17 protein-coding genes and 4 pseudogenes are annotated in these 20,245 nt (G+C 70.0%); 9 read left to right on the forward strand and 12 right to left on the reverse strand.

The features are described 5' to 3' along the window. The first annotated feature begins 5 nt into the window (after nucleotides 1–5). A complete protein-coding gene (locus tag BTZ20_RS11130) occupies nucleotides 6–1,106 on the forward strand; it encodes a DUF4192 domain-containing protein (protein WP_223263722.1) in 1,101 nt (366 codons plus the stop codon). A 13-nt stretch (nucleotides 1,107–1,119) separates the two neighbouring features. Here BTZ20_RS11130 and BTZ20_RS11135 read toward each other — a convergent pair whose 3' ends face one another. From BTZ20_RS11135 to BTZ20_RS11145, 4 genes are all read right to left on the reverse strand, one after another. Beyond that, the gene (locus tag BTZ20_RS11135; RefSeq protein WP_223263723.1) at nucleotides 1,120–1,878 is read right to left on the reverse strand and encodes a phosphatidylinositol-specific phospholipase C; all 759 of its coding nucleotides are present in this window, start codon (nucleotides 1,876–1,878) and stop codon (nucleotides 1,120–1,122) included. Then, the gene (locus BTZ20_RS27995) at nucleotides 1,848–2,129 is read right to left on the reverse strand and encodes a hypothetical protein (protein ID WP_223263724.1); all 282 of its coding nucleotides are present in this window, start codon (nucleotides 2,127–2,129) and stop codon (nucleotides 1,848–1,850) included. Before BTZ20_RS27995 ends, BTZ20_RS11135 begins: the two co-directional genes overlap by 31 nt. Nucleotides 2,130–2,198: 69 nt before the next feature. After that, nucleotides 2,199–3,194 (reverse strand): UDP-glucose 4-epimerase GalE, encoded by a 996-nt coding sequence (gene galE / locus BTZ20_RS11140; protein ID WP_077041405.1) that lies wholly within the window; start codon nucleotides 3,192–3,194, stop codon nucleotides 2,199–2,201. 4 nt (nucleotides 3,195–3,198) lie between these two features. After that, on the reverse strand, nucleotides 3,199–3,885 hold the full coding sequence (locus BTZ20_RS11145) for a metal-dependent transcriptional regulator (RefSeq protein WP_077043633.1): 687 nt from the start codon (nucleotides 3,883–3,885) through the stop codon (nucleotides 3,199–3,201). A 231-nt stretch (nucleotides 3,886–4,116) separates the two neighbouring features. Here BTZ20_RS11145 and BTZ20_RS27225 point away from each other — a divergent pair. Continuing rightward, nucleotides 4,117–5,286 (forward strand): annotated as a pseudogene (locus BTZ20_RS27225) (acetoin utilization protein AcuC); the annotation flags it as partial. Further along, a pseudogene (locus BTZ20_RS28000) lies at nucleotides 5,287–7,966 on the forward strand (GNAT family N-acetyltransferase). A 126-nt stretch (nucleotides 7,967–8,092) separates the two neighbouring features. Here the strand turns inward: BTZ20_RS28000 and BTZ20_RS11160 are convergent. The 3 genes from BTZ20_RS11160 to BTZ20_RS11170 form a co-directional block, all read right to left on the reverse strand. Next, nucleotides 8,093–9,064 (reverse strand): sigma-70 family RNA polymerase sigma factor, encoded by a 972-nt coding sequence (locus BTZ20_RS11160; protein WP_077041406.1) that lies wholly within the window; start codon nucleotides 9,062–9,064, stop codon nucleotides 8,093–8,095. Between the two features lie 157 nt (nucleotides 9,065–9,221). Next, nucleotides 9,222–10,709, reverse strand: coding sequence for a methyltransferase (locus BTZ20_RS11165; RefSeq protein WP_077043634.1), 1,488 nt, complete (start codon nucleotides 10,707–10,709; stop codon nucleotides 9,222–9,224). A gap of 52 nt (nucleotides 10,710–10,761) precedes the next feature. Next, nucleotides 10,762–11,124 carry a DUF3099 domain-containing protein gene (locus BTZ20_RS11170; protein ID WP_077041407.1) on the reverse strand — a complete coding sequence of 121 codons (363 nt, stop codon included), beginning with the start codon at nucleotides 11,122–11,124 and terminating at the stop codon, nucleotides 10,762–10,764. Between the two features lie 80 nt (nucleotides 11,125–11,204). On the opposite strand from BTZ20_RS11170, the gene BTZ20_RS11175 reads away from it, so the two are divergent. Continuing rightward, nucleotides 11,205–11,441: a DUF3039 domain-containing protein gene (locus BTZ20_RS11175; RefSeq protein WP_077041408.1), complete on the forward strand. Its 237-nt coding sequence runs from the start codon at nucleotides 11,205–11,207 to the stop codon at nucleotides 11,439–11,441. On the opposite strand, the gene BTZ20_RS11180 is transcribed toward BTZ20_RS11175, so the two are convergent. Then, a complete protein-coding gene (locus tag BTZ20_RS11180) occupies nucleotides 11,414–12,595 on the reverse strand; it encodes a YihY/virulence factor BrkB family protein (RefSeq protein ID WP_077041409.1) in 1,182 nt (393 codons plus the stop codon). The genes BTZ20_RS11175 and BTZ20_RS11180 overlap by 28 nt on opposite strands. 223 nt (nucleotides 12,596–12,818) lie before the next feature. Between BTZ20_RS11180 and BTZ20_RS11185 the strand changes: the two are divergent. After that, nucleotides 12,819–14,545 (forward strand): annotated as a pseudogene (locus BTZ20_RS11185) (DEAD/DEAH box helicase). Nucleotides 14,546–14,658: 113 nt separating this feature from the next. Here the strand turns inward: BTZ20_RS11185 and BTZ20_RS11190 are convergent. Beyond that, a pseudogene (locus tag BTZ20_RS11190) lies at nucleotides 14,659–14,861 on the reverse strand (hypothetical protein). Nucleotides 14,862–15,066: 205 nt separating this feature from the next. On the opposite strand from BTZ20_RS11190, the gene BTZ20_RS11195 reads away from it, so the two are divergent. Beyond that, nucleotides 15,067–15,471 (forward strand): DUF952 domain-containing protein, encoded by a 405-nt coding sequence (locus tag BTZ20_RS11195; RefSeq protein WP_077041410.1) that lies wholly within the window; start codon nucleotides 15,067–15,069, stop codon nucleotides 15,469–15,471. On the opposite strand, the gene BTZ20_RS11200 is transcribed toward BTZ20_RS11195, so the two are convergent. Next, nucleotides 15,424–16,065, reverse strand: a complete 642-nt coding sequence (locus tag BTZ20_RS11200; protein WP_077041411.1) for a response regulator — start codon at nucleotides 16,063–16,065, stop codon at nucleotides 15,424–15,426. The two genes, BTZ20_RS11195 and BTZ20_RS11200, sit on opposite strands and share 48 nt — an antisense overlap. Beyond that, nucleotides 16,062–17,249, reverse strand: coding sequence for a sensor histidine kinase (locus tag BTZ20_RS11205; RefSeq protein ID WP_077041412.1), 1,188 nt, complete (start codon nucleotides 17,247–17,249; stop codon nucleotides 16,062–16,064). The genes BTZ20_RS11200 and BTZ20_RS11205 overlap by 4 nt, the downstream gene beginning before the upstream one ends. 72 nt (nucleotides 17,250–17,321) lie before the next feature. On the opposite strand from BTZ20_RS11205, the gene BTZ20_RS11210 reads away from it, so the two are divergent. Genes BTZ20_RS11210 through BTZ20_RS11220 form a run of 3 tightly spaced genes read left to right on the forward strand, consistent with a single transcriptional unit; the run spans nucleotide 17,322 to nucleotide 19,849 of the window. Next, the gene (locus BTZ20_RS11210; RefSeq protein WP_223263725.1) at nucleotides 17,322–18,050 is read left to right on the forward strand and encodes a GAP family protein; all 729 of its coding nucleotides are present in this window, start codon (nucleotides 17,322–17,324) and stop codon (nucleotides 18,048–18,050) included. A gap of 59 nt (nucleotides 18,051–18,109) precedes the next feature. Next, nucleotides 18,110–18,592 carry a cation:proton antiporter regulatory subunit gene (locus BTZ20_RS11215; RefSeq protein WP_077041413.1) on the forward strand — a complete coding sequence of 161 codons (483 nt, stop codon included), beginning with the start codon at nucleotides 18,110–18,112 and terminating at the stop codon, nucleotides 18,590–18,592. Between the two features lie 54 nt (nucleotides 18,593–18,646). Beyond that, nucleotides 18,647–19,849, forward strand: coding sequence for a cation:proton antiporter (locus BTZ20_RS11220; protein ID WP_077041414.1), 1,203 nt, complete (start codon nucleotides 18,647–18,649; stop codon nucleotides 19,847–19,849). A gap of 15 nt (nucleotides 19,850–19,864) precedes the next feature. On the opposite strand, the gene BTZ20_RS11225 is transcribed toward BTZ20_RS11220, so the two are convergent. After that, a complete protein-coding gene (locus BTZ20_RS11225; RefSeq protein ID WP_077041415.1) occupies nucleotides 19,865–20,212 on the reverse strand; it encodes a hypothetical protein in 348 nt (115 codons plus the stop codon). Nucleotides 20,213–20,245 lie beyond the last annotated feature (33 nt).

Below are 20,245 nucleotides of genomic sequence, written 5' to 3' on the forward strand. Positions count from 1 at the left end.
GCCCGGTGAAGACGCAGGTCGCGGCCGTGGCCCGGTCGGGGCAGGGCGGCATGGTCATGGCCATGACAACCATGCATCCGGACCAGCCGGTCCGAATCGGCGACCCCGGTGACCTGATCGCGGCGATCCCCGCGATGCTGGGGTTTCGGCCCGCACATTCACTGGTCCTCGTCTGTCTCGACGGCGGCGGCGGCGACGGCCCGGCCCGGGTGCGGGCGGTGATGCGGCACGACCTGCCGGACGGCGCGGTCGGCGCGCTCGATCGGGAGGCCATCGAGCGGATGTCCCTCGTCTGCGCACGAGAGGACATCGGTGCGGTCATCGCGGTGCTCGTCGACGAGCGGCGGGCGACCGGCATGCACCATGCCGTGGTCGGTGAACTCGATCTGCACCTGAGCGGTCGCGGTGTCGTTCTGGTGGGAGCGCTCGTGGTCCCCGAGATCGCGGCGGGACGGCCGTGGCGAGGTCTGTGCGGCGACGCCCGTCGCGGACGGCTCCCGGACCCGGCGGCCTCCTGTGTCGCGCTCGCCCAGGTGGTCGGCGGGCGCGCGATCCGGTCCTCACGCGAGGAACTGGAAGCAGTCGTGGCCCGGCGGCCGGAGCGCGAGCGCGCCCGTCTCGCGGAGCTGCTGCGCGTCCGGCCAGCGTGCCGTTCGCGCCCACGCGACGAACTGCGGCTGGTGCTCACCCGGATCGAGGAGCTGGCCTCCGGACAGGCGTTGCAGCTCCACGATCTCGCGGACCTGGCCAGCGCGCTGTCGAACCCGCGGGTGCGCGACGCGTTGCTGTCGCTCGCGGTGACCGCCGAGGCCGACGCGGCCGAGCAGCTGTGGATCCTGCTGGCCCGGGCGTTGCCCGATCCGGAGCGCGCCGAGCCCGCGACACTGCTCGGCTACAGCGCCTACGCGCGCGGGGACGGGCCGATGGCGGGGGTGGCCCTCGTCGCGGCGCTGGAGGCGAACCCGCGGCACCGGCTGGCGGGCATGCTCGACGCCGCGTTGCAGTCCGGCATGCGGCCGGAGACCATCACGGGGCTCGCGGTGACCGGGTTCGACGAGGCCGCGAGGATCGGGGTGCGGATGCCGCCGCCGATCGAAGGCGGTTGAGCGTCGTGGCAGGTCAGCGGAAGTTCTGCTCGATGATCTCGGTCACCAGTTCCGCGGTCGGGAAGTCGGCCATCACCGCGCCCAGCCGTCCGGGGCCGTCGGCCTTCAGGTACTCCTCGGTGCGGGGGAGGATCCCGACGACACCGGGGGCGCCGCGCGCAACGGTGACCGGGACCGTGCCCGTCACCAGGGCTGCGGGGTTTCCGGTGGCGCTGAGATGGTTGATGAACAGGATGTCGGGGGACCCGGTCCGGGCTCGCTCGAACTGTGCACGGATCAGCTCCCACTTGCGGCCGATGTCGGCCGGGCCGGTCAGCTCGTAGGTGTCCTGGATCGCCATGCTCGCATCGCCTAACCGGGGCCCGGGCCACGCGATCGCGTCGAAGTCCCGGAGGACGACGATCTTGCCGCGGGCCTCGCCGAGGCGGGGCAGGCCGCCGCTGTATCCGGCGGCCGGGCGCCACAGACGTTCTTGGAGCCGGTCCCTGGTCTCGGGGTTCTCGTTCAGGTACCAGTTCAGTGTGTCCTCGTAGCTGCGAGTGTTCTCCGCAGGGGTGTACTCCTCCTTGAGTCGCATGACGATGGACTCGGTCGGGTGTGCGCTCAGGAAGTCGGTGAGCGCGACCACCACGTCGGTGAAGTTCGAGTTCAGGTACTCGACCCCGTGATGGATGGGGAACACATTCCGGAAATGCCGGGTGCGGATGTCGACGGCGCGAACCCCGGCCCTCAGCTGGGTGGTCAGGTCGGCATCCTGGGTCTGTGCGAACACGGAGGCCCCGAGGCCATCGTGTCGTGGGTACCGGGCAGCGACAGCCCCGCGAGGCCGTCCCCGTCGGGCAGTCGGCCCATCCAATCCGGATTGACGGCATCGGCCAGCCCGCTCGATTGCAGTGACCCGGTCGACCCGGCATCGGACCCGGTCGTCGCGGACGCGAGCGGGGCGGGCAGCATCACGGTCGCGATCGCGATACCCACCAGGGCGCGCGCGAACCCGCGCCGCCTGCGGACGGAGAAACTCATCGTGGCAGCGTGCCACGCCGATACCTCCCGTGGGGTGGTATCGGCGTGATCGGCGGTCGAACGGGTGGGTCAGCCGCGGTGTGCGTGCGACCTGTCGCCCAACTGCTGCAGGAACTCCCAGGCATCCGCGACGATCTCGTCGAGGTCGGTGTGCTGCGGCTGCCAGCCGAGGTCGGCGATCGCCCGCTCGCTGGAGGCGATGAGGACCGCGGGATCGCCCGCACGGCGTGGGGCGTCCTCCACGGCGATCGGCAGCCCGGTGACGCGCTGGCAGGCCGAGATCACCTCGCGGACACTGAAACCGGCCCCACTGCCGAGGTTGTAGATGCTGTGTGTGCCAGGGGTCGCCGCCCCCAGCGCCAGCAGGTGCGCCTCGGCGAGGTCCAGGACGTGGATGTAGTCGCGGACCGCGGTGCCGTCCTCGGTCGGCCAGTCGGTGCCGAAGACCGAGATCTTGTCCCGCTGCCCGAGGGCAACCTGCAGCACGAGCGGGATGAGATGTGTTTCCACCACCCGGTTTTCGCCGGCGCCGCGGTACGCGCCCGCGACATTGAAGTAGCGCAGGCTGGTGGCGGCGAGTCCGTACGCGTTGGCATACGAGGTGATCGCGTGGTCGATCGCCAGCTTCGTGGCCCCATAAGGGTTCGTCGGCCTCGTCGGATCCGTCTCGGTGATCGGGGAGCGCTCCGGCTCGCCGTACGTCGCGGCGGTCGAGGAGAAGACCAGCTTCGGGGTGCGGGAGACCCGGATCGCCTCGAGGAGCTCGATCGTGGCGACGACGTTTCCGCGCCAGTACTTTTCGGGCGCGACGACCGATTCGCCGACGAGCGACTGCGCCGCGAAGTGCAGCACGCCGTCGAAGCGGGGTTCGGTCGACCCGTCGCCGAGAACGGACGAGGCGACCTCGGCGACGTCGCCCTCGACGAACTCGGCTCCGGTCGGTACCGCATCCGCGTTCCCGGTGGACAGATCGTCGACGACGACCACCTCGTGGCCGCGTTCGAGCAGGACGGTGGCACACACGCTGCCGACATAGCCGGCACCGCCGGTGACCAGGAGTCGCACGCCGCTAGACCTGCTTGACCTGGACTGCGTGCGCCATCTCCTCGGACAGGTCGAAACCCTCGTGTCCCGGAACGGTGATGGTCACCGAACCCGGCTTGGTCTCCACCGTCACGCGTGCGTCGGGGACGACGCCCGCCTCGCGGAGGCGGCCGATCACCTCCGGATCGGACTGCACGTGCTCGGCGAGCCTGCGCACCACCACAGCGGTGGGCTGCCCGGGCGGCACATCGGTCAGGCGGATCAGGGTCTCGCCGTTGTCGGCGGGCCGATTCAGTCCGAGTTCGTCCAGTCCCGGGATCGGGTTGCCATAGGGCGAGGTGGTGGGGTTGTTGAGCACCTCGACCAGACGGCGCTCGACCTCCTCGCTCATCACGTGCTCCCAGCGGCAGGCCTCGGCATGCACCTGGTCCCAGTCGAGTCCGATCACATCGACGAGCAGTCGCTCGGCGAGCCGGTGCTTGCGCATCACGGCGATCGCGAGCCCACGACCCTTGTCGGTCAACTCGAGATGGCGGTCACCGGCCACCAGTAGGAGACCGTCGCGTTCCATCCTGGCGACCGTCTGGCTCACCGTCGGACCGCTCTGCTCGAGCCGCTCGGCAATACGTGCCCGCAGCGGCACCACGCCTTCCTCTTCAAGGTCGTAGATGGTACGGAGGTACATCTCCGTCGTGTCGACAAGATCCTTCACCTGCACGCCCCTTCGTCTGTGGCCGATTCTACCGGCATGCGTGCGGGAATCGGCGTTGCACTCACTCTGACGCAACGCCACCCGCCCTCGCCTCTTCCCGCGGCGCGCAAGTAGCGTGGATCGTATGGCCTCGACCTCCAGCCCCCGGTGGGGCATGCGCACCCGAATTCGGACCGGGCCGTCGTCTGGAGTCCGGACTATCTCAGCTACCGGTGGAGCGCCGACCACCCGATGAACCCCACCCGACTCGAGCTGACGATGAACCTCGCGCGGAGCCTCGGTCTCATCGAGGGTGCCGAGATGGTCCGCCCCGCCGCCGCCACCGACGCGGACCTGCTGCGGATCCACACCCCCGCCTACGTCGCCGCGGTCAAGGCGGCGGGAGCGGGGCCACTGCAGGGACTGGCCGACGCCCGCGCGGATGGCGATGTGGCCCCGCACGGACTCGGTACCGAGGACAACCCGATCTTCCCCAGGATGCACGAGGCGAGCGCGATTCTCGCAGGTGGAACGCTCACCGCGGCGAAGGAGATCGCGTCGGGCCGGGCCCGCAGGGCCGTCAGCATCGGGGGCGGGATGCACCACGCGATGTCCGACTGGGCCTCCGGATTCTGCGTCTACAACGACGCAGCGATCGCGATCTCGTGGTTGCTCGACAACGGTTTCGATCGCATCGCCTATATCGACGTCGACGCCCATCACGGGGACGGCGTCCAGCATGCCTTCCTCGGTGACCCCAGGGTCCTGACCGTGTCCATCCATCAGCACCCGGCCACGCTGTGGCCGAACACCGGATGGTCGAGCGAGGTCGGATCGGGCGCGGCCGAGGGTGCGACGATCAACCTGCCGGTACTGCCGGGAACCGTGGATTCGGTGTGGCTGAGGGGTTTTCACGCCGTCGTTCCTGCGGCGATGGGGGCCTTCAAGCCGCAGATCGTGATCAGCCAGTGCGGGGTGGACAGCCACAGGGAGGACCCGCTGGCAGACCTCTCGCTGACGGTCGACGGTCAGCGGGCGGCGTTCCTGGCGATGCGTCAGCTCGCGGATCGGTACGCGGAGGGTCGCTGGCTTGCCGTCGGCGGTGGCGGCTACGGGCTGGTGCGGGTGGTCCCGCGCGCGTGGACGCACCTGATCGCCGCGGCGCTCGACCGCGACATCGATCCCGCGCTCGCGGTGCCGCAGTCCTGGCGCGACCGGGTCTCGACGCTGGCGCCGAGCGTCGAGCTGCCGGAGACGATGGGCGACGGCAGCGAGGCGACGTACCTGTCCTGGGACGGACCCGGCGGCACCCCGGAGACCGGCGTCGAATCGATGGATCGCGCTCTGGTCCGGGTGGATTCGGCGATCGCCGCAACCCGTCGCGCTGCCTTCCCGCTGCTCGGCCTCGACCCGGAGGATCCCGTGACTGAGCCCGTGACCGGGGGTACCGACGCCGAATCGCGTGCACCGTTCCCCAAACACTGGCTGGCGGACGTGCTGCTCACCGACGGCGGAGTCGCGGCCCTGCGGCCGATCTCGCCGGACGACGCAGACCGGCTGATCGCCTTCCACGCCAAGTTGTCCGAGCGCACCCGTTACCTGCGCTACTTCGGTCCGTACCCGACGATGTCGCAGCGTGACCTCAAGCGGTTCACCACCGTCGACCACAAGGACCGGGTCGCGTTCGTGGCCGTGCTCGGCGACGAGATCATCGCGGTCGGCCGGTACGAGCGGTTGCTCGACGTCGGTGACGGCAGGTCCGCGGAGGTCGCGTTCGTGGTCGCCGATGCGCACCAGGGACGCGGGCTGGGGCCGATCCTGCTCGAGCACCTGGCCGCGGCCGCCGCCGAGAACGGCCTGACCATGTTCGTGGCCGAGGTGCTCGCCGAGAACCGGAACATGGTGACCGTGTTCCGCGAGGCCGGGTATCAGGTCAGCCGGACCTACGAGGGGGGAGTGCTGCGGCTCGAGTTCGCCATCGATCCGACCGAAACCCTTGTCACGGTTCGTAATTCTCGCGAACGGGCCACGGAGGCGCGGAGCGTCCGTAACCTGCTCAGCCCGCAGTCGGTCGCCCTGATCGGCGCGTCGACCGACGCAGCGAAGGTGGGCAATGCGGTGCTGCGCAACCTGCTCGGGGCCGGGTTCACCGGGCCGGTCTACCCGGTCAACGCCGAGAACCGCTCCGTGCGGGGGTGCGGGCCTACCCGACGGTGCACGACATTCCCGACGACGTGGACCTCGCGGTGGTGGCGGTTCCGGCAGAGGCCATCGACTCGGTCCTCGACGACTGCCTCGCGAAGGGCGTCAAGGCGCTGGTCGTGGTGTCGGGTGGGTTCAGCGACGCGGGACCCGACGGACGCCAGTCCGAGCGACGGCTGGTGCACGCCGCACGAGCGCACGGGATGCGACTGGTCGGTCCCAACGCACTCGGTGTCGCGAACACCAGCGCGGCCGTTCGGCTCAACGCCACCCTCGCGCCCGAACTGCCGCCGCCGGGCCGGGTCGGGTTCTTCTGCCAGTCCGGCGCGCTCGGCATCGCGATCCTCGACGAGGCGGCGCGCCGTCAGCTCGGTCTGTCCACCTTCGTCTCGGCGGGCAACCGCGCCGACGTCTCCGGAAACGATCTACTGCAGTACTGGGACTCGGACCCCGAGACCGAGGTGGTGCTGCTGTACCTGGAGAGCTTCGGCAACCCACGCAAGTTCTCCAGGATCGCGCGCCGGGTCGGCAGGAACAAGCCGATCGTGGCGGTGAAGTCCGGCAGGCACGCCGTGCCCGAGGCACTCGCCGCGAACGGGGTCGAGATCGACGACTCCGTGGTGTCGGCGTTGTTCGAGCAGGCGGGTGTCGTGCAGGTCGGCTCGATCGCCCAGCTCTTCGACTGCGCGGTGCTGCTCGGCTACCAGCCGCTGCCCGCGGGGCCGAGGGTCGCGGTGGTGGGCAACTCGTCGGCGCTCGGCGTGCTGGCCGCGGGAGCGGCCCGCAGCGAGGGGCTCGAGCCGGCGAAGCCCGTCGACCTGGCCGCGCAGTCCACGCCGGCGGAGTTCGCCGGTGCGGTGAGCGCCGCGCTGGAGTCGGCCGAGGTGGACTCGGTCTTCGCGGTGTTCGTGCCGCCGGTGAGCGTGGACGTCGAGCCGTACGCGAAGGCGCTGCGCGATGCGGCCCGGGACAGCAGCAAGCCGATCGTGACGACATTTCTTGCCGCGGAAGGTATCCCGGATGTGCTGGCGGTCCGAGGGGAGGACGGTCATCCCACGAGGGGGTCGGTCCCGTCGTATCCCGGGCCGGAGCGTGCCGCCCTGGCGCTCTCACGCGCCTGGCGTTACGCCAAGTGGAGGTCGCGGCCTGCCTCGAAGGTGGTCCGCCCGAGCGGTATCGACTCCGACCGCGCGGAGGCGCTGGTGCAGTCGTGGCTGGGCGCGGGCGAGGGGCGCTGGCTGACGGATTTCGAGGCGTCGGAGTTGCTGGCCTGCTACGGCCTGCGGGTGGTGGATTTCACGCTGGCGCGCTCCGAGGACGAAGCGGTCGCCGCGGCGCAGGCGCTCGGCTTTCCCGTCGCGGTCAAGGCGACCCGCGAGGGGTGGCGGCACCGCCCCGACCTCAGCGGCGTGCGGTTGGACGTCAGCACCCCCGACGCGGTGCGCGACGCCTACCGCGCGCTTTCCGTGGCGTCTGCGGAACCGCTTCTGCACGTGCAGAAGATGGCGAACAAGGGAATCGGCTGCGTCGTCGGGGTGCAGGACGATCCGTCCTTCGGTTCGCTGATCTCGTTCGGACTCGCGGGGTGATCTCGGATCTGCTCGGTGACCGCGCCTACCGGGTGCTGCCGCTGACGGAGGACGAGGCGACCGAACTGATCGACGCCCCGAAGGCCGCGCCGCTGCTGTCCGGCTATCGGAATGCGGCGCCGGTCGACAAGAGCGCCCTGGTCGATCTGGTTCAGCGGGTCTCCGCGCTCGCCGACGACCTGCCCGAGGTGCGGGAGCTCGTCTGCGAGCCGGTGCTGGCCAGTGCGATGGGGGCCGAGATCACCGACACCCGGGTTCGGATCGGCCCCGAGCCGAGCCGGGCCGACCTGGGTCCGCGCCGGCTGCGTTAGCGCCCGCAACGCAGTCGCGCCGGCCGATCCTTGCGCTCCGAGGGGGAGGAGCGGGTCGGATCGACCGGCGGGGGGTGCGCTGACACTCAGGGGGATGGTCAGCGCACCGGACTGTGGGCGGGAGTATCAGCTCGCGTAGGAACGCAGCCGCTCGGCGCGGTCGCCCTCGCGGAGCTTGCCCATCACCTCACGCTCGATCTGGCGGACGCGCTCGCGGGAGAGCCCGAAGATCTTGCCGATCTGATCGAGGGTGCGCGGCTGGCCGTCGTCGAGACCGTACCGGAACCGGATCACCTGCTGCTCGCGCTCGTCGAGGGTGGCGAGGACGGACCGGATGTCGCTGTGCAGCAGGCCCGCGATCACCGCGTTCTCGGCCGACGTGGCCTCGGCGTCCTCGATGAAGTCGCCGAGCGGCGCCTCCTCGTCGCTGCCGACCGGCATGTCGAGGCTGACCGGGTCCCGGCTGTGGTCGAGCAGGTCCGCGATCTTCGCGACCGCGATTCCCGATTCGTTCGAGAGCTCCTCGTCGGTGGCCTCGCGGCCGAGCTGCTGATGCAGTTCACGCTTGATCCTGGCCAGCTTGTTGACCTGCTCCACCAGGTGCACTGGCAGCCGGATCGTGCGGCTCTGATCGGCCATGCCACGGGTGATGGCCTGGCGGATCCACCAGGTCGCATACGTGGAGAACTTGAAGCCCTTCGCGTAGTCGAACTTCTCCATCGCGCGGATCAGGCCCAGGTTTCCCTCCTGGATCAGGTCCAGCAACGGCATTCCGCGCCCGGTGTACCGCTTGGCCAGTGACACCACGAGCCGCAGGTTCGCCTCGAGCAGGTGGCTGCGCGCCGACTGGCCCTCGCGGACGATGGTGGCGAGGTCACGCTTCTTGGCGGCGGTCAGCCTCTTGCCGGTCTCGAGCACGTGTGCGGCGTACAGACCCGCCTCGATCCGCTTGGCCAGCTCGACCTCATCCGCGGCGGTCAGCAGCGCGGTGCGGCCGATCCCGTTCAGATAGACGCGAACCAGGTCCGCAGCGGGGCTCTGGGCATCCAGATCCTCGGCGCTGGGGCGCAGCCGGCGGGTGGTGGTGGGGCTTGTCATGACCTGCCTCCTCATCGGTGGTGTCTCATATGGCTCAACGCCGCGCCACCGTGCAAAGTTCCCGCGTGTGATCCACGGAATTACTTCTGACCTGCATTTTTGCGTCGGCGGTCCTGAGAAGTTGCTGAGAAGACGGGCCGGGGGAACCGACCGGGAACTACCGCGGGAACTCCGCGGGCAGCACCAGCCCGTGCCGAACCAGCGAGTGCACCAGCGGGATGGCGGCGGAGGCGAGCTCGTCGGGATCTTCGCCGTTCGCGGCCGCCAGCAGTTCGAGCAACTCGTTCAACGCCAGCGAGTCCGGCCGCATTCCACCGAGCAGCGCGGCGGTCAGATCGTCCACCTCGTGCTGCCAGTTCGGTCCGCTGCCGCGGTGCACCCGGGCCACGACCTGCTGCCAGCCCTCCTCGCCCGGCAGCGACACCCGCTCGAGGGCGGTCGTCGGCTCGAGCCTGAAGCGCTGTTCGAGCACGTCACGCTCGCGCAACCAGGCCAGCCGGTCGAAATAGCCGAGCGCCTCGCCGCCGAGCGGATCGGTGAAGCCGTGCCGCAGGTCCTCGGCGAGCACATCGCTTGGCTCGTCCGTGCGCCGCAGGTAGACGAAGCCGAAGCCGATGCCCTCGACATCGGCGGCCTCGAAATGGGCCAACCAGGCCTCGGCCTGCGCCGCGGTCGCCGGGTCACGCGGATCCAGGCCGCCGTCGCGCATCCACGTGCCCACGTACAGCGCGGGGTCGGCGACGTCGCGCTGCACGATCCAGGCGTCGACGCCGTGCGCGGGCAGCCAGGACGCGATCCGCGACCGCCAGTCCTCGCCGCGCACGCGCACCCAGGACGCCAGCATGGATGCGGTGCCGCCCGGCTCGAGATGGTCGAGCACGTTCGAGACCATCAGTTCGCTCGCGCCGTCGAGATCGAGCCCGGAATCGCGGTAGGTGTGCTCGACCCGGCCGCGGCCGACCACGAACGGCGGGTTGGCGACCACCCGGTCGAAGCGGCGGCCGTCGACCGGCTCGAACCACGGACCGCCGAGCAGTTCGACGTCGATCTCGTTGAGCGCGAACGTCGCAGCCGACAGGTCGAGCGCGCGCAGGTTGATGTCGGTGGCGGTGACCGACCGCGCGTACCCGGCTGCGTGCAGCGCCTGGATGCCACAGCCGGTACCCAGGTCGAGCACCGAACCGGTCGGGGTGGTCGGGGTGGCGCGAAGCAGGGACAGCGACGCGTGCCCGACGCCGAGCACGTGATCGGGCGCCGTCGTCCGCGGTCCCATGCTGCCGTCCAGGTCGGAGAGCACCCATCGGTCGCCCGCGCCGAGGTCGAGCGGCCGCAGGTCGAGCGCCGCCCGGACCTCGTCGCCCGAGCGCTCGAGCAGTCCCACGGCCACGGCCCTGTCCAGATCGAGCGGCCGCAGCGCGCGGGCGACCTCCGCCGCCGGGCAGGGATCGGCCAACAGGAAGAGCCTCGTCAGTACCCCGAGATCGCCCGCGGTGCGGCTGGCCAGCCGCACAGGAACGGGTTCGCTGCGGCCGAGCGCATCGTGTGCGTCGGAGCCGAGCATCTCCAGCAGGGCGTCGGCGGTGTACTCGGTGCGGTGCAGGGCCTCGCGGAGCGGTGCGCAGGCGGAGAGCAGTTCTCGGTTCACCGCCACAGTTTGTCAGCTCGTGGCGGCGGGGTCGGCGGTCGATGCCGAAACGTCAGCCCTCGATCGTGGGGTGCTGCTGCGATTCGATCGCGGGCGGGGTCGGGGCCTGGCGGTCGTAGCGGCGCGGCTCGTCGGCCTTGCGCGGCGGGCGGTCGTTCGCGACCAGCACCGCGATCCACGGCAACGGGACGGAGATGCCGATGATGGCCAGGCTGATCCAGGGGTTGGCCCATTCGCTGTATGCCAGCGCGGCCAGCACCAGTGCCGGGATCCGGATCGCCATCAGGATCGTGTACTTGCGGACCCGGACGCGCTGTTCGTCGTAGAACGACTGGGCCGCATCGGTGATGAGAACCGGGTTTCCCGACGCGTCGTCGTTGCCCTTCGCGCGGTCGAAATCCGAACTCGATGCCATCTGTCCACCTTCCCACTCTCCGCAGTCGAATGCACTACCGGGGGCTCGCCCACCGCGCGGGAGTGCGTCATCATGGACGGGTGAGCACTCAGACCAAGGAACGTCCCGACACCACCACCGACGAGTCCACCGATGACGACCGCCCCAAGTTCTTCCACTATGTGAAGAAGAACAAGATCGCCGAGAGCGCGGTGATGGGTACCCACGTCGTCGCGTTGTGCGGTGAGGTCTTCCCGGTGACCAAATCGGCCAAGCCCGGCTCGCCGGTGTGCCCCGAATGCAAGAAGATCTACGACGGGTTGCGCGCGGGCGACTGAGCCGCCACGACCGGACAGCGGCCGCCGTCGGTGTCGTCGGCCGCGTCGACGGTGGACGCGTCCTCGGCGGCCTCGTGCTTGCCGCGGTCCGGTCCGGCGATCCGCATCGGGCCGCCCGCGAGTCGCCTGGTGAGATTCGTGACGGGCCCGACGGACGCGCCGTCGGGCGCCCGTGCGGCCGCCGCGGCCTGCGCGGCGAGCCACTCCCGCATCTGCTCCATCCGGGTGGCCCTGGCCGGCCAGAACTCCTGGATGGTCGCGTTGAACTCGGCGCCGAGGACCACCGCGAAGCCAAGGAAGAACGTGAACAGCAGGAAGGCGATCGGTGCCGCCAGCGCGCCGTAGGTGTAGCCGGTCTGGGTGATCCAGGAGAGGTACCAGCGCAGGACGGTGCTCGCGCCCATGAAGAAGACGCCCGCGAGCAGCGACCCGCCGAGCAGTCGGTGCCAGGGCAGGGACTTGGCCAGCGCAACCTTGTACAGGGTGGTCAGGCCGATGATCAGGAGCAGGCCGACGGCCGGGTAGTAGAAGGCATCCACCGCCTCTGTCCCGAACGAATACCAGGACCGCGGTAGCACCTGCCCGATCAGGGTGGGGCCCAGTGCGACGAGCGGCAGCACGAACACCGCGACGATGAGAAACATCACATAGAGCAGCAGCGCGAAGATCCGTTGCCAGACGGGATGTCTCACGTCCTTCTGGCCGTGCGCCTCGACGATGGAGTCGACGAACGTGGAGATCGCGGACGATCCCGCCCACAGCGACAGCAGGAAGCCGGCGGAGACGATCTCGGGTCGGCCCTGGCCGAGGACGTCGTTCACCGTCGGGCTGATGAGCTGGTCGACGACGCTCTCGCTGAAGGCCGTGCGGCTGAAGGTGATGATCTTCGACTCGATGATCTCGACCGTGTCGGGGCCGAACCAGCCGCCGACGTAGCCGATGCTGCCGAGCAGTCCGAGCAGCAGGGGAGGCAGCGAGAGGGTCTGCCAGAAGGCGGCCGTCGCGGCCTTGCCGAAGATCGAGTCGCCCCAGGCCTTCGTCGCTGTTCTCGCGATGACCTGCCAGGCGCGGTGGAGCGGGTGGAATCCCGAGCGCGCATCGGTGTGCCCGGCAGGCTGGTCGCCGCCCGGCTCTCCGTTGCTCGGCTCGTCCATGATGGTTCCAGCATTCCCGACGCGGCCACATCGCCGCGCATTGAGGCCCCCGTGTCGGGAGAAATCTGCCGCTACCAGAGATCGCGGCCGGTCCGCGACCGCGCCGCGACGCGCGGTCACCGGTGATGCGGGGAACGTCGGTGGTCGGCGTTAGGCTCCTCCAGGATCGAATCACGGCGACCGATCGCATCACGGACACAGCGCAGAAGGAGCGGCAGCGACAGTGCTCACGGGTAGTACCGAATCCACACCACCCGCACCCGTCGCCACCCTCCGAGCGTGGCAGCGTCGCGCGCTGACCAAGTACCTGGCCACCGGGCCCCGCGACTTCCTCGCGGTGGCGACGCCCGGCGCAGGCAAGACGACATTCGCGCTCCGGGTCGCCTCGGAGCTGCTGCGGGATCGCACCATCGACCAGGTGACGGTCGTGGCGCCTACCGAACACCTCAAGCACCAGTGGTCAGGGGCCGCGGCCCGGATGGGCATCGCGCTGGACTCGAACTTCACCAACTCGACGGGTCAGACGTCCTCCGAGTATCACGGCGTTGTCGTCACCTACGCGCAGGTGGCCTCGCATCCGACCAAGCATCGGGTGCGCACCGAGAACCGGCGCACCCTGGTGATCCTCGACGAGATCCACCACGGCGGCGACGCCAAGAGCTGGGGCGACGCGATTAGGGAGGCGTACGAGCCTGCCACCCGCCGGCTGGCCCTGACCGGAACCCCGTTCCGCAGCGACGACAGCGCGATCCCGTTCGTGCAGTACGAGCCGGACCGCGAGGGGTTGCTGCGGTCGAAGGCCGACCACTCCTACGGCTACTCGGATGCCCTCGCCGACGGCGTCGTGCGGCCCGTGGTCTTCCTCGCGTACTCGGGGAGGCGCGCTGGCGCAACAACGCCGGTGAGGAGTTCGCGGCCCGGCTCGGCGAGCCGCTGTCCGCCGAGCAGACCGCGCGAGCCTGGCGGACCGCCCTCGACCCGAACGGCGACTGGATCCCGTCGGTGCTCACCGCAGCCAACACACGGCTGCAGCAGCTGCGCGCCGGTGGCATGCCCGACGCTGGCGGGCTGGTCATCGCGACGGACCAGACGGTGGCGCGGGCGTACGCGAAGATCCTCGAGGCAGGCACCGGGCGGGCGCCGACCGTCGTGCTGTCCGACGACCCGACCGCCTCGAAGAAGATCGCCGAGTTCAGCGAGAGCTCCGAGCCGTGGATGGTGGCGGTGCGGATGGTGTCCGAGGGTGTCGACGTGCCGCGGCTGGCCGTCGGCGTCTACGCCACCAGCTCCTCGACACCACTGTTCTTCGCGCAGGCCATCGGCCGGTTCGTGCGCATGCGGGCCAAGGGCGAGACGGCCAGCGTGTTCGTGCCCTCCGTGCCGGTGCTGCTCGACCTCGCCAGCCAGCTCGAGCTGCAGCGCGACCACGTGCTCGGCAAGCCGCACCGGGAGAAGGACGGCCTCGACGACGAACTGCTCGTCGACGCCAACAAGCAGAAGGACGAACCGGGGGAGGAGGAGAAGGCGTTCACCTCGCTCGGCGCCGATGCGGAGCTCGACCAGGTGATCTACGACGGATCCTCGTTCGGGACGGCGACCTTCGCGGGTAGCGACGAGGAGGCGGACTATCTGGGCCTTCCGGGGCTGCTCGACGCCGACCAGATGCGGGCCCTGCTGCGTGAGCGCCAGGCCGATCAGCTGGACAAGGGGAGCAGGGAGCCCGCGCCGGTCCAGGCGCCCGCCGCGGTGGCCGACCGGGTCTCGTCCGCGAGCAAGCTGGCCGAGCTGCGCAAGGAGCTCAACGGGCTCGTCGCGATGCAGCACCACCGAACCGGCAAGCCGCACGGATGGATCCACGGTGAGCTGCGCCGGGTCTGCGGCGGTCCGCCGACCGCGATCGCCACGGTCGAGCAGCTCACCGAACGGATCGCGATGCTCCGGCAGTGGTGACACGGCAGTGGTGAAAACCAGACAGTGCTGAAACCAGACAGAGCCCGCACCGGGAGGTGCGGGCTCTGTGCTGACTGGGGTGCCCCGAACGGGCGCCCGGTTTGGCTGACGGCCTAGATCGTCGCCTCATCGAGTACGGCATCGGAGACGATGGTGGCGTTCATCGCGCGGAGTCGATCCTCGTGCTCATTGGCGTGGTGCTGGCAGAAGAGAAGCTCTCCGCCAGTCGAGAGGACCGCGCGCACGCGGGCTCCCGCACCACACCGGTCGCACCGGTCGGCAGCGGTCAATGGGGGCTGGTCAGTGTTCCGGGCATGACTCCTCCGTACTGGCGTTCGGCCGAAGCCGGGTGCCTGGGGCCTGGTCCGCCGCACCGGGATGGCGCGGTGAATCCACTCTGTCAGACGTTTGGGCTTCAGGAGTTGTTCCCGTCGGCGTTTCTTTGTGGTTTCACTAACAGGGAACACGGGCCTCGCACGTGACGGAGATCACTGCCGGGACGCCCCGGATAGCCTGCGGGGGTGACTCATCCGGACAGCACCCTGGTACACATCTGCACCGCCGAACAGTGGCGGCAGGCGCAGCGGGCGGGGGAGCGGCTGCCCGAGACCTACGACGCCGACGGCTTCGTACACCTCTCGAGCACCGAACAGGTGCACCTGCCCGCCAACCGGCTGTTCGCCGGCCGCACCGATCTCGTGCTGTTGTACCTGGACCGGGAGCGACTCGGGGCCGAGGTCCGCTGGGAACCGGGCGTGCCGACGGACCCCGAGTCGATGCGGTTCCCACACCTGTACGGGCCGCTTCCTGTGGTGGCGGTCACCGGGGTGTGCGCGTACCGGCCCGGTCCCGACGGCAGGTTCGGGACACCGGAGGACTCAGTACGCGGGGAGTTCCCTGGCGATGATCGCGGCCTGGACGCGTGAGCTGACGCCGAGCTTGGTGAGCACCCGGGACACATGGGTCTTGACGGTGGTCTCTCCGATGAACAGGCGTCCGGCGATCTGCTGGTTCGTCAGACCGTCGCCCAGACAAGCGAGCACCTCCCGTTCTCGGTCGGTGAGGTCCTCGAGGCCCGCGGGCTGCCGTGCCGGGGTCGGCGGTACCGCCGCGAAGGCGTCGATCAGGGTGCGGGTCACCTGTGGGGCCAGCACGCCGTCCCCCGCGGCGACCGCGCGGACGGCTGCCGTCAGCTCCGCGGCCGCCGCCGATTTCAACAGGAACCCGGAGGCGCCCGCCTGCAGCGCCCCGAACACGTACTCGTCGATGTCGAAGGTCGTCAGCACCAGTACATGGGCCAGGCCGGCCGCGGTGATCTCCCTGGTCGCCGCGATGCCGTCGGTGCCGGGCATCCGGATGTCCATCAGCACCACGTCGGGCCGCAACGCGCGGGCCTGGCCGAGCGCCACCTCGCCGTCGGCGGCCTCGCCGACCACCTCGATGTCGTCGGCCGACCCGAGGATCATCGACAAACCCGATCGGATCGCGGCGTGGTCGTCGGCGACGACTACCCGGATCATGCGCTTGCCGCCGGTCCGTCGACCGGGATGGACACCGCGACCCGCCAGCCGTCGGTGGCCGGTCCGGCGCTGAACCGGCCACCGAGCAGTTCGGTGCGCTCGCGCATGTTCGTGAGCCCCGTGCGTTGGCGTGGCGGATCCGACGGGAACCCTCGCGGCGGAAGCGGATTGCAGATCGTCATCAGCAACTGCCCGGACTGCGACTCGAGGGTGAGTTCGACCGGATGGCCCGGTGCGTGCTTGATGGCATTGGTGAGGGCCTCCTGGGCGATCCGATAGGCGGTGTGGTCCACGGCGGTGGGGAGGTGGCCGGGTGCGAGGTGGTCGTGCACCGCGACCTCGGTGCCCGCGGCGTGTGCGGAGTCGACCAGCTTGGCGAGCTGACGGAGACGGCCGGGCGCCGCCGCCTCGTCGACGATCTCCGTGCGGAGCAGACCGATCATCGAGCGCATCTCCTCGAGCGCGTCGATGCTGTTGCCGCGCACGGATTTCAGGATCCGGTGCAGGCGCTCGTCGGACTCCGCGCCGGTGATGCCGAGGGCGGCCTCGGACTGGATGGCGATCGCGGACAGGTGACCGGCGACGACGTCGTGCAGGTCGCGGGCCATCCGAGTCCGCTCGTCCGCGATCGCCGCCTGTCGGTCCAGTACCGCGATGGTGGTCAGCGCCTCGGCCCGCGCCCGCTCGGAGTCTGCGACGTCCTTGTGCAGCCGCACCGCGCGCCCCCACCACAGCGGGGTGCCGACGAAGGCGAAGGCGGCGATCGTGCCGATCACCAGCGGCGGCCAGCTCCTGGTGAGGATCAGCACGAGGGCAAGGCCAACGCCGGTGCCCGCCGCGGCCACGCCGACCATGATGCGGGACTGCCTTGCGGTGCCGTACAGCGCGACGGCGTACACGAGGTCGGAGAAGACCAGCCAGATCGGCAGGGTCGGCCCGAGCGCGAAATCGATGCCGAGGGGGATGGTGGCGAGCCAGATCGCCAGTACCGGGCGGTCCCGCCGGTACACCGCCGCGCCGCAGATCGCGGCCAGCAGGACAAGTCTGGTCGGGACGGGGACCCCGGCGGAGATCGGTGCGAGCGAGTACAGGTTGGTCGAGTACAGCACCGCGCCCGCGGCGAACGCGAGGAGCGCGATCAGCGCACTCTGCGCGAGTGAGGGCAGGGCGGTCCAACGTGACACGCCATCATCACAGCACACCGAGCACCCCGTGACGTCCTCCCAAGGGAGGACGTCGGATCCGGCGTGCGGGCGATGCGCGGCAGCGTCGCGCTGCTGATGATCGTCTGCATGGAGATGGCACTCGTTCTCGGGCTCGTCGCGCTCGCCCTGGTGGACAGCACCAGCCTGGGGACGCTGGTGATACCGCTGTGGCTGTTGATGTCCCCGGAGCGGCCGCCGGTGCGCCGGATGGTCGCGTACCTGGGCGCGATCGCGGGCTTCTATTTCGCGGTGGGGATGGTGATCCTGCTGACGGCGTCGACCGGAATCTCGGTGGCAGGGTCCGTGCTGCGCGGACCCGTCGCACTCAGTGCGCAGCTGGCGCTCGGTGTCGGGCTGTTCGCGATCAGCTGGCGATTCGACTCCAGGGCGAAGGGCGGTGGTGGTCGGGTGACCCGGTGGCGGGCAAAGGCTCTGGATGCGCAGTCCTCCGGATCCGGCGTCGCGGTCCTCGCGATGAGCGCGGGTTCCCTCGAACTGGTCACGATGCTGCCGTACCTCGCGGCGATCGGGCTGATGGTCTCGAGCGGGCTGTCCCCAGCGGTCTCGGCGGCGGCGCTGGCCGGCTATTGCGTCGTGATGGTGCTCCCCGCCTGCCTGCTGATCGTCGCCAGGACGGTGGCGCACACGTGGGTCGAGCCCTGGCTGGCGCGCGCGGACAGCTTCCTGTCCAGGCATGCGGACAGCGCACTGGGCTGGGTGCTCGGCATCGCGGGATTTCTGCTGGCTCGCGATGCCGCCGCCCTGCTCTTCTTCCAGTGATCACCTGCGAATATCGCGCGTCGCGGCACCGATCCCGCGCGCGGCGCTACCGTTGAGTCATGAACGTGGAAGTGACTCCCCTTCCAGGGATCGGCATCCGGAAGGATTTCGAGCTGTCGACCGGCAGGCGCATCGGCGTGGTCACCCATCGGGACGGCGGCACGGACCTCATCGTCTCGAAGAAGGACGATCCCGACGCCTGTGCCGCATCGGTGCCGTTGACCGACGAGGAGGCCGCCGTGCTGGGCAATCTGCTCGGCGCCCCGCAGCTTGTCTCGCAGTTGCGGGAAGAACACCGTGACCTGCCGGGGATCAACACCCGGCAACTGCCGATCACCGAGGACTCGCCCTTCGACGGCCGGACGCTGGGGGAGACCGCGATGCGAACCAGGACCGGGGTCTCGGTGGTGGCGGTGATGCGGGCCGGACAGGTGTACCCGTCGCCGAATCCGGATTTCAACCTCACCGAGGGAGACCTCTTGGTCGCCGTGGGCACCTCGGACGGGCTCGACGGTGCGGCCAAGATACTGCACCACGGATGAGCTCCGGCGAAGACCAAGACAACTGGATGAGCTCCGGCAACCACCCGGGGCGCCATGACTAGCACCGCGCTCTCGCTGATCCAGCTCGGCGCGGTGTTCTTCGCGCTGGGTGTCCTCGGGCGCCTGGCCGGCCGAATCGGGATGTCACCGATCCCGCTGTACCTGGTCGGCGGCCTCTGCTTCGGCGAGGGTGGGTTCTTCACGCTCGACGGCATCGGCGACTTCGGGCATCTGGCCGGTGAGATCGGTGTTGTCCTGCTGCTCCTGCTACTCGGCCTCGAGTACACCGCGAGTGAGCTGGTCACCGGGCTGCGCAAGTCGTGGATGGCGGGCGCGGTGGACATCGTGCTCAACGCGGCGCCGGGCGTGATCGTCGCCTTCATGCTCGGCTGGGGGCCGGTCGGTGCCCTCGTGATGGGTGGCGTCACCTACATCTCGTCCTCGGGCATCATCGCGAAGGTCCTCAGCGACCTGGGCCGGCTCGGTAACCGCGAAACCCCCGTCGTGCTGTCGATCCTCGTGTTCGAGGACCTGACCATGGCCGTCTACCTGCCGATCCTGACGGCGATCCTGGCCGGGGTCGGCTTCTTCGGCGGCCTGCAGGCGCTGGCGATCTCGTTGTGCGTGGTCACCTTGGTGCTGGTGATCGCGTTGCGATACGGCCACTACGTGTCGGCGATCGTCGACAGCAAGGACAAGGAGGTCTTCCTCCTCAAGCTGCTGGGCGCGGCGCTGTTGGTCGCAGGGATCGCCTCGGCGATGCAGGTGTCGGCGGCGGTCGGGGCGTTCCTGCTCGGCATCGCGATCTCCGGGTCCACCGCCCGCAACGCGGCGAAGGTACTCGAGCCCCTACGGGACCTGTTCGCGGCGATGTTCTTCGTGGTGTTCGGCCTGAACACCGATCCGGGCACCATTCCGCCGGTCCTCGGCTGGGCGGCCCTGCTGGCGGTGGCGACCACCGCGACCAAGATCGCGACCGGATGGTGGGCGGCCCGCAGGCAGGGAGTCGCCGTGATGGGCCGGGCGAGGGCGGGCGCCGCCCTGGTCGCCCGCGGCGAGTTCTCGATCGTCATCGCGGGGCTCGCGGTTGCGGCGGGCGCGGTCGAGGGTGAGCTCGCGGCGCTGGCGACGGCGTACGTGCTGCTGATGGCGATCCTCGGGCCGGTTGCGGCGCGGGTGGTCGAGCCGCTCGTCGGCGCGCTGCGGCGGCCGCAGAAGCCGTCAGGGGAGTCGAGCGACCCCTACCTCACGACCTGACGGCGCACGCCGGGCTCACCGCTTGTGCCGCGCGTTGCGGAACCTCTCGACGACGTCGCCGACCTTCGCGACCTCGTCCGGGCAGCACGGGCAGCGCAGCGTCACGGTGCCGTCGAGCGTCTCCACCCAGTGCGGCTCGGAGCCGTCGCCGGGGACGAACAGGTAGCGGCCGATGCCGAGTTCGGGGTTGTAGAGATTGTGGAAGATCTGCAGCCTCAGACAGCCGTGCGCGCAGCGATCCTTCGCGACCGTGAGCGCCCGCACCACCCGATCGGGCAACGCCATGATGCGATCGGCGATCTCCCGCGTGTTGCCGAACACCACCGTGTCCGGGTGGTCGTGCCGCTGGTCTTCGGTCGTCATCTCGGGTCACCTCGCGATCCAGTCTAGGTCGCA

The sequence above is a fragment of the Rhodococcus sp. MTM3W5.2 genome, from assembly GCF_001984015.1.
Taxonomy (GTDB): Bacteria; Actinomycetota; Actinomycetes; order Mycobacteriales; family Mycobacteriaceae; genus Rhodococcus_G; species Rhodococcus_G oryzae.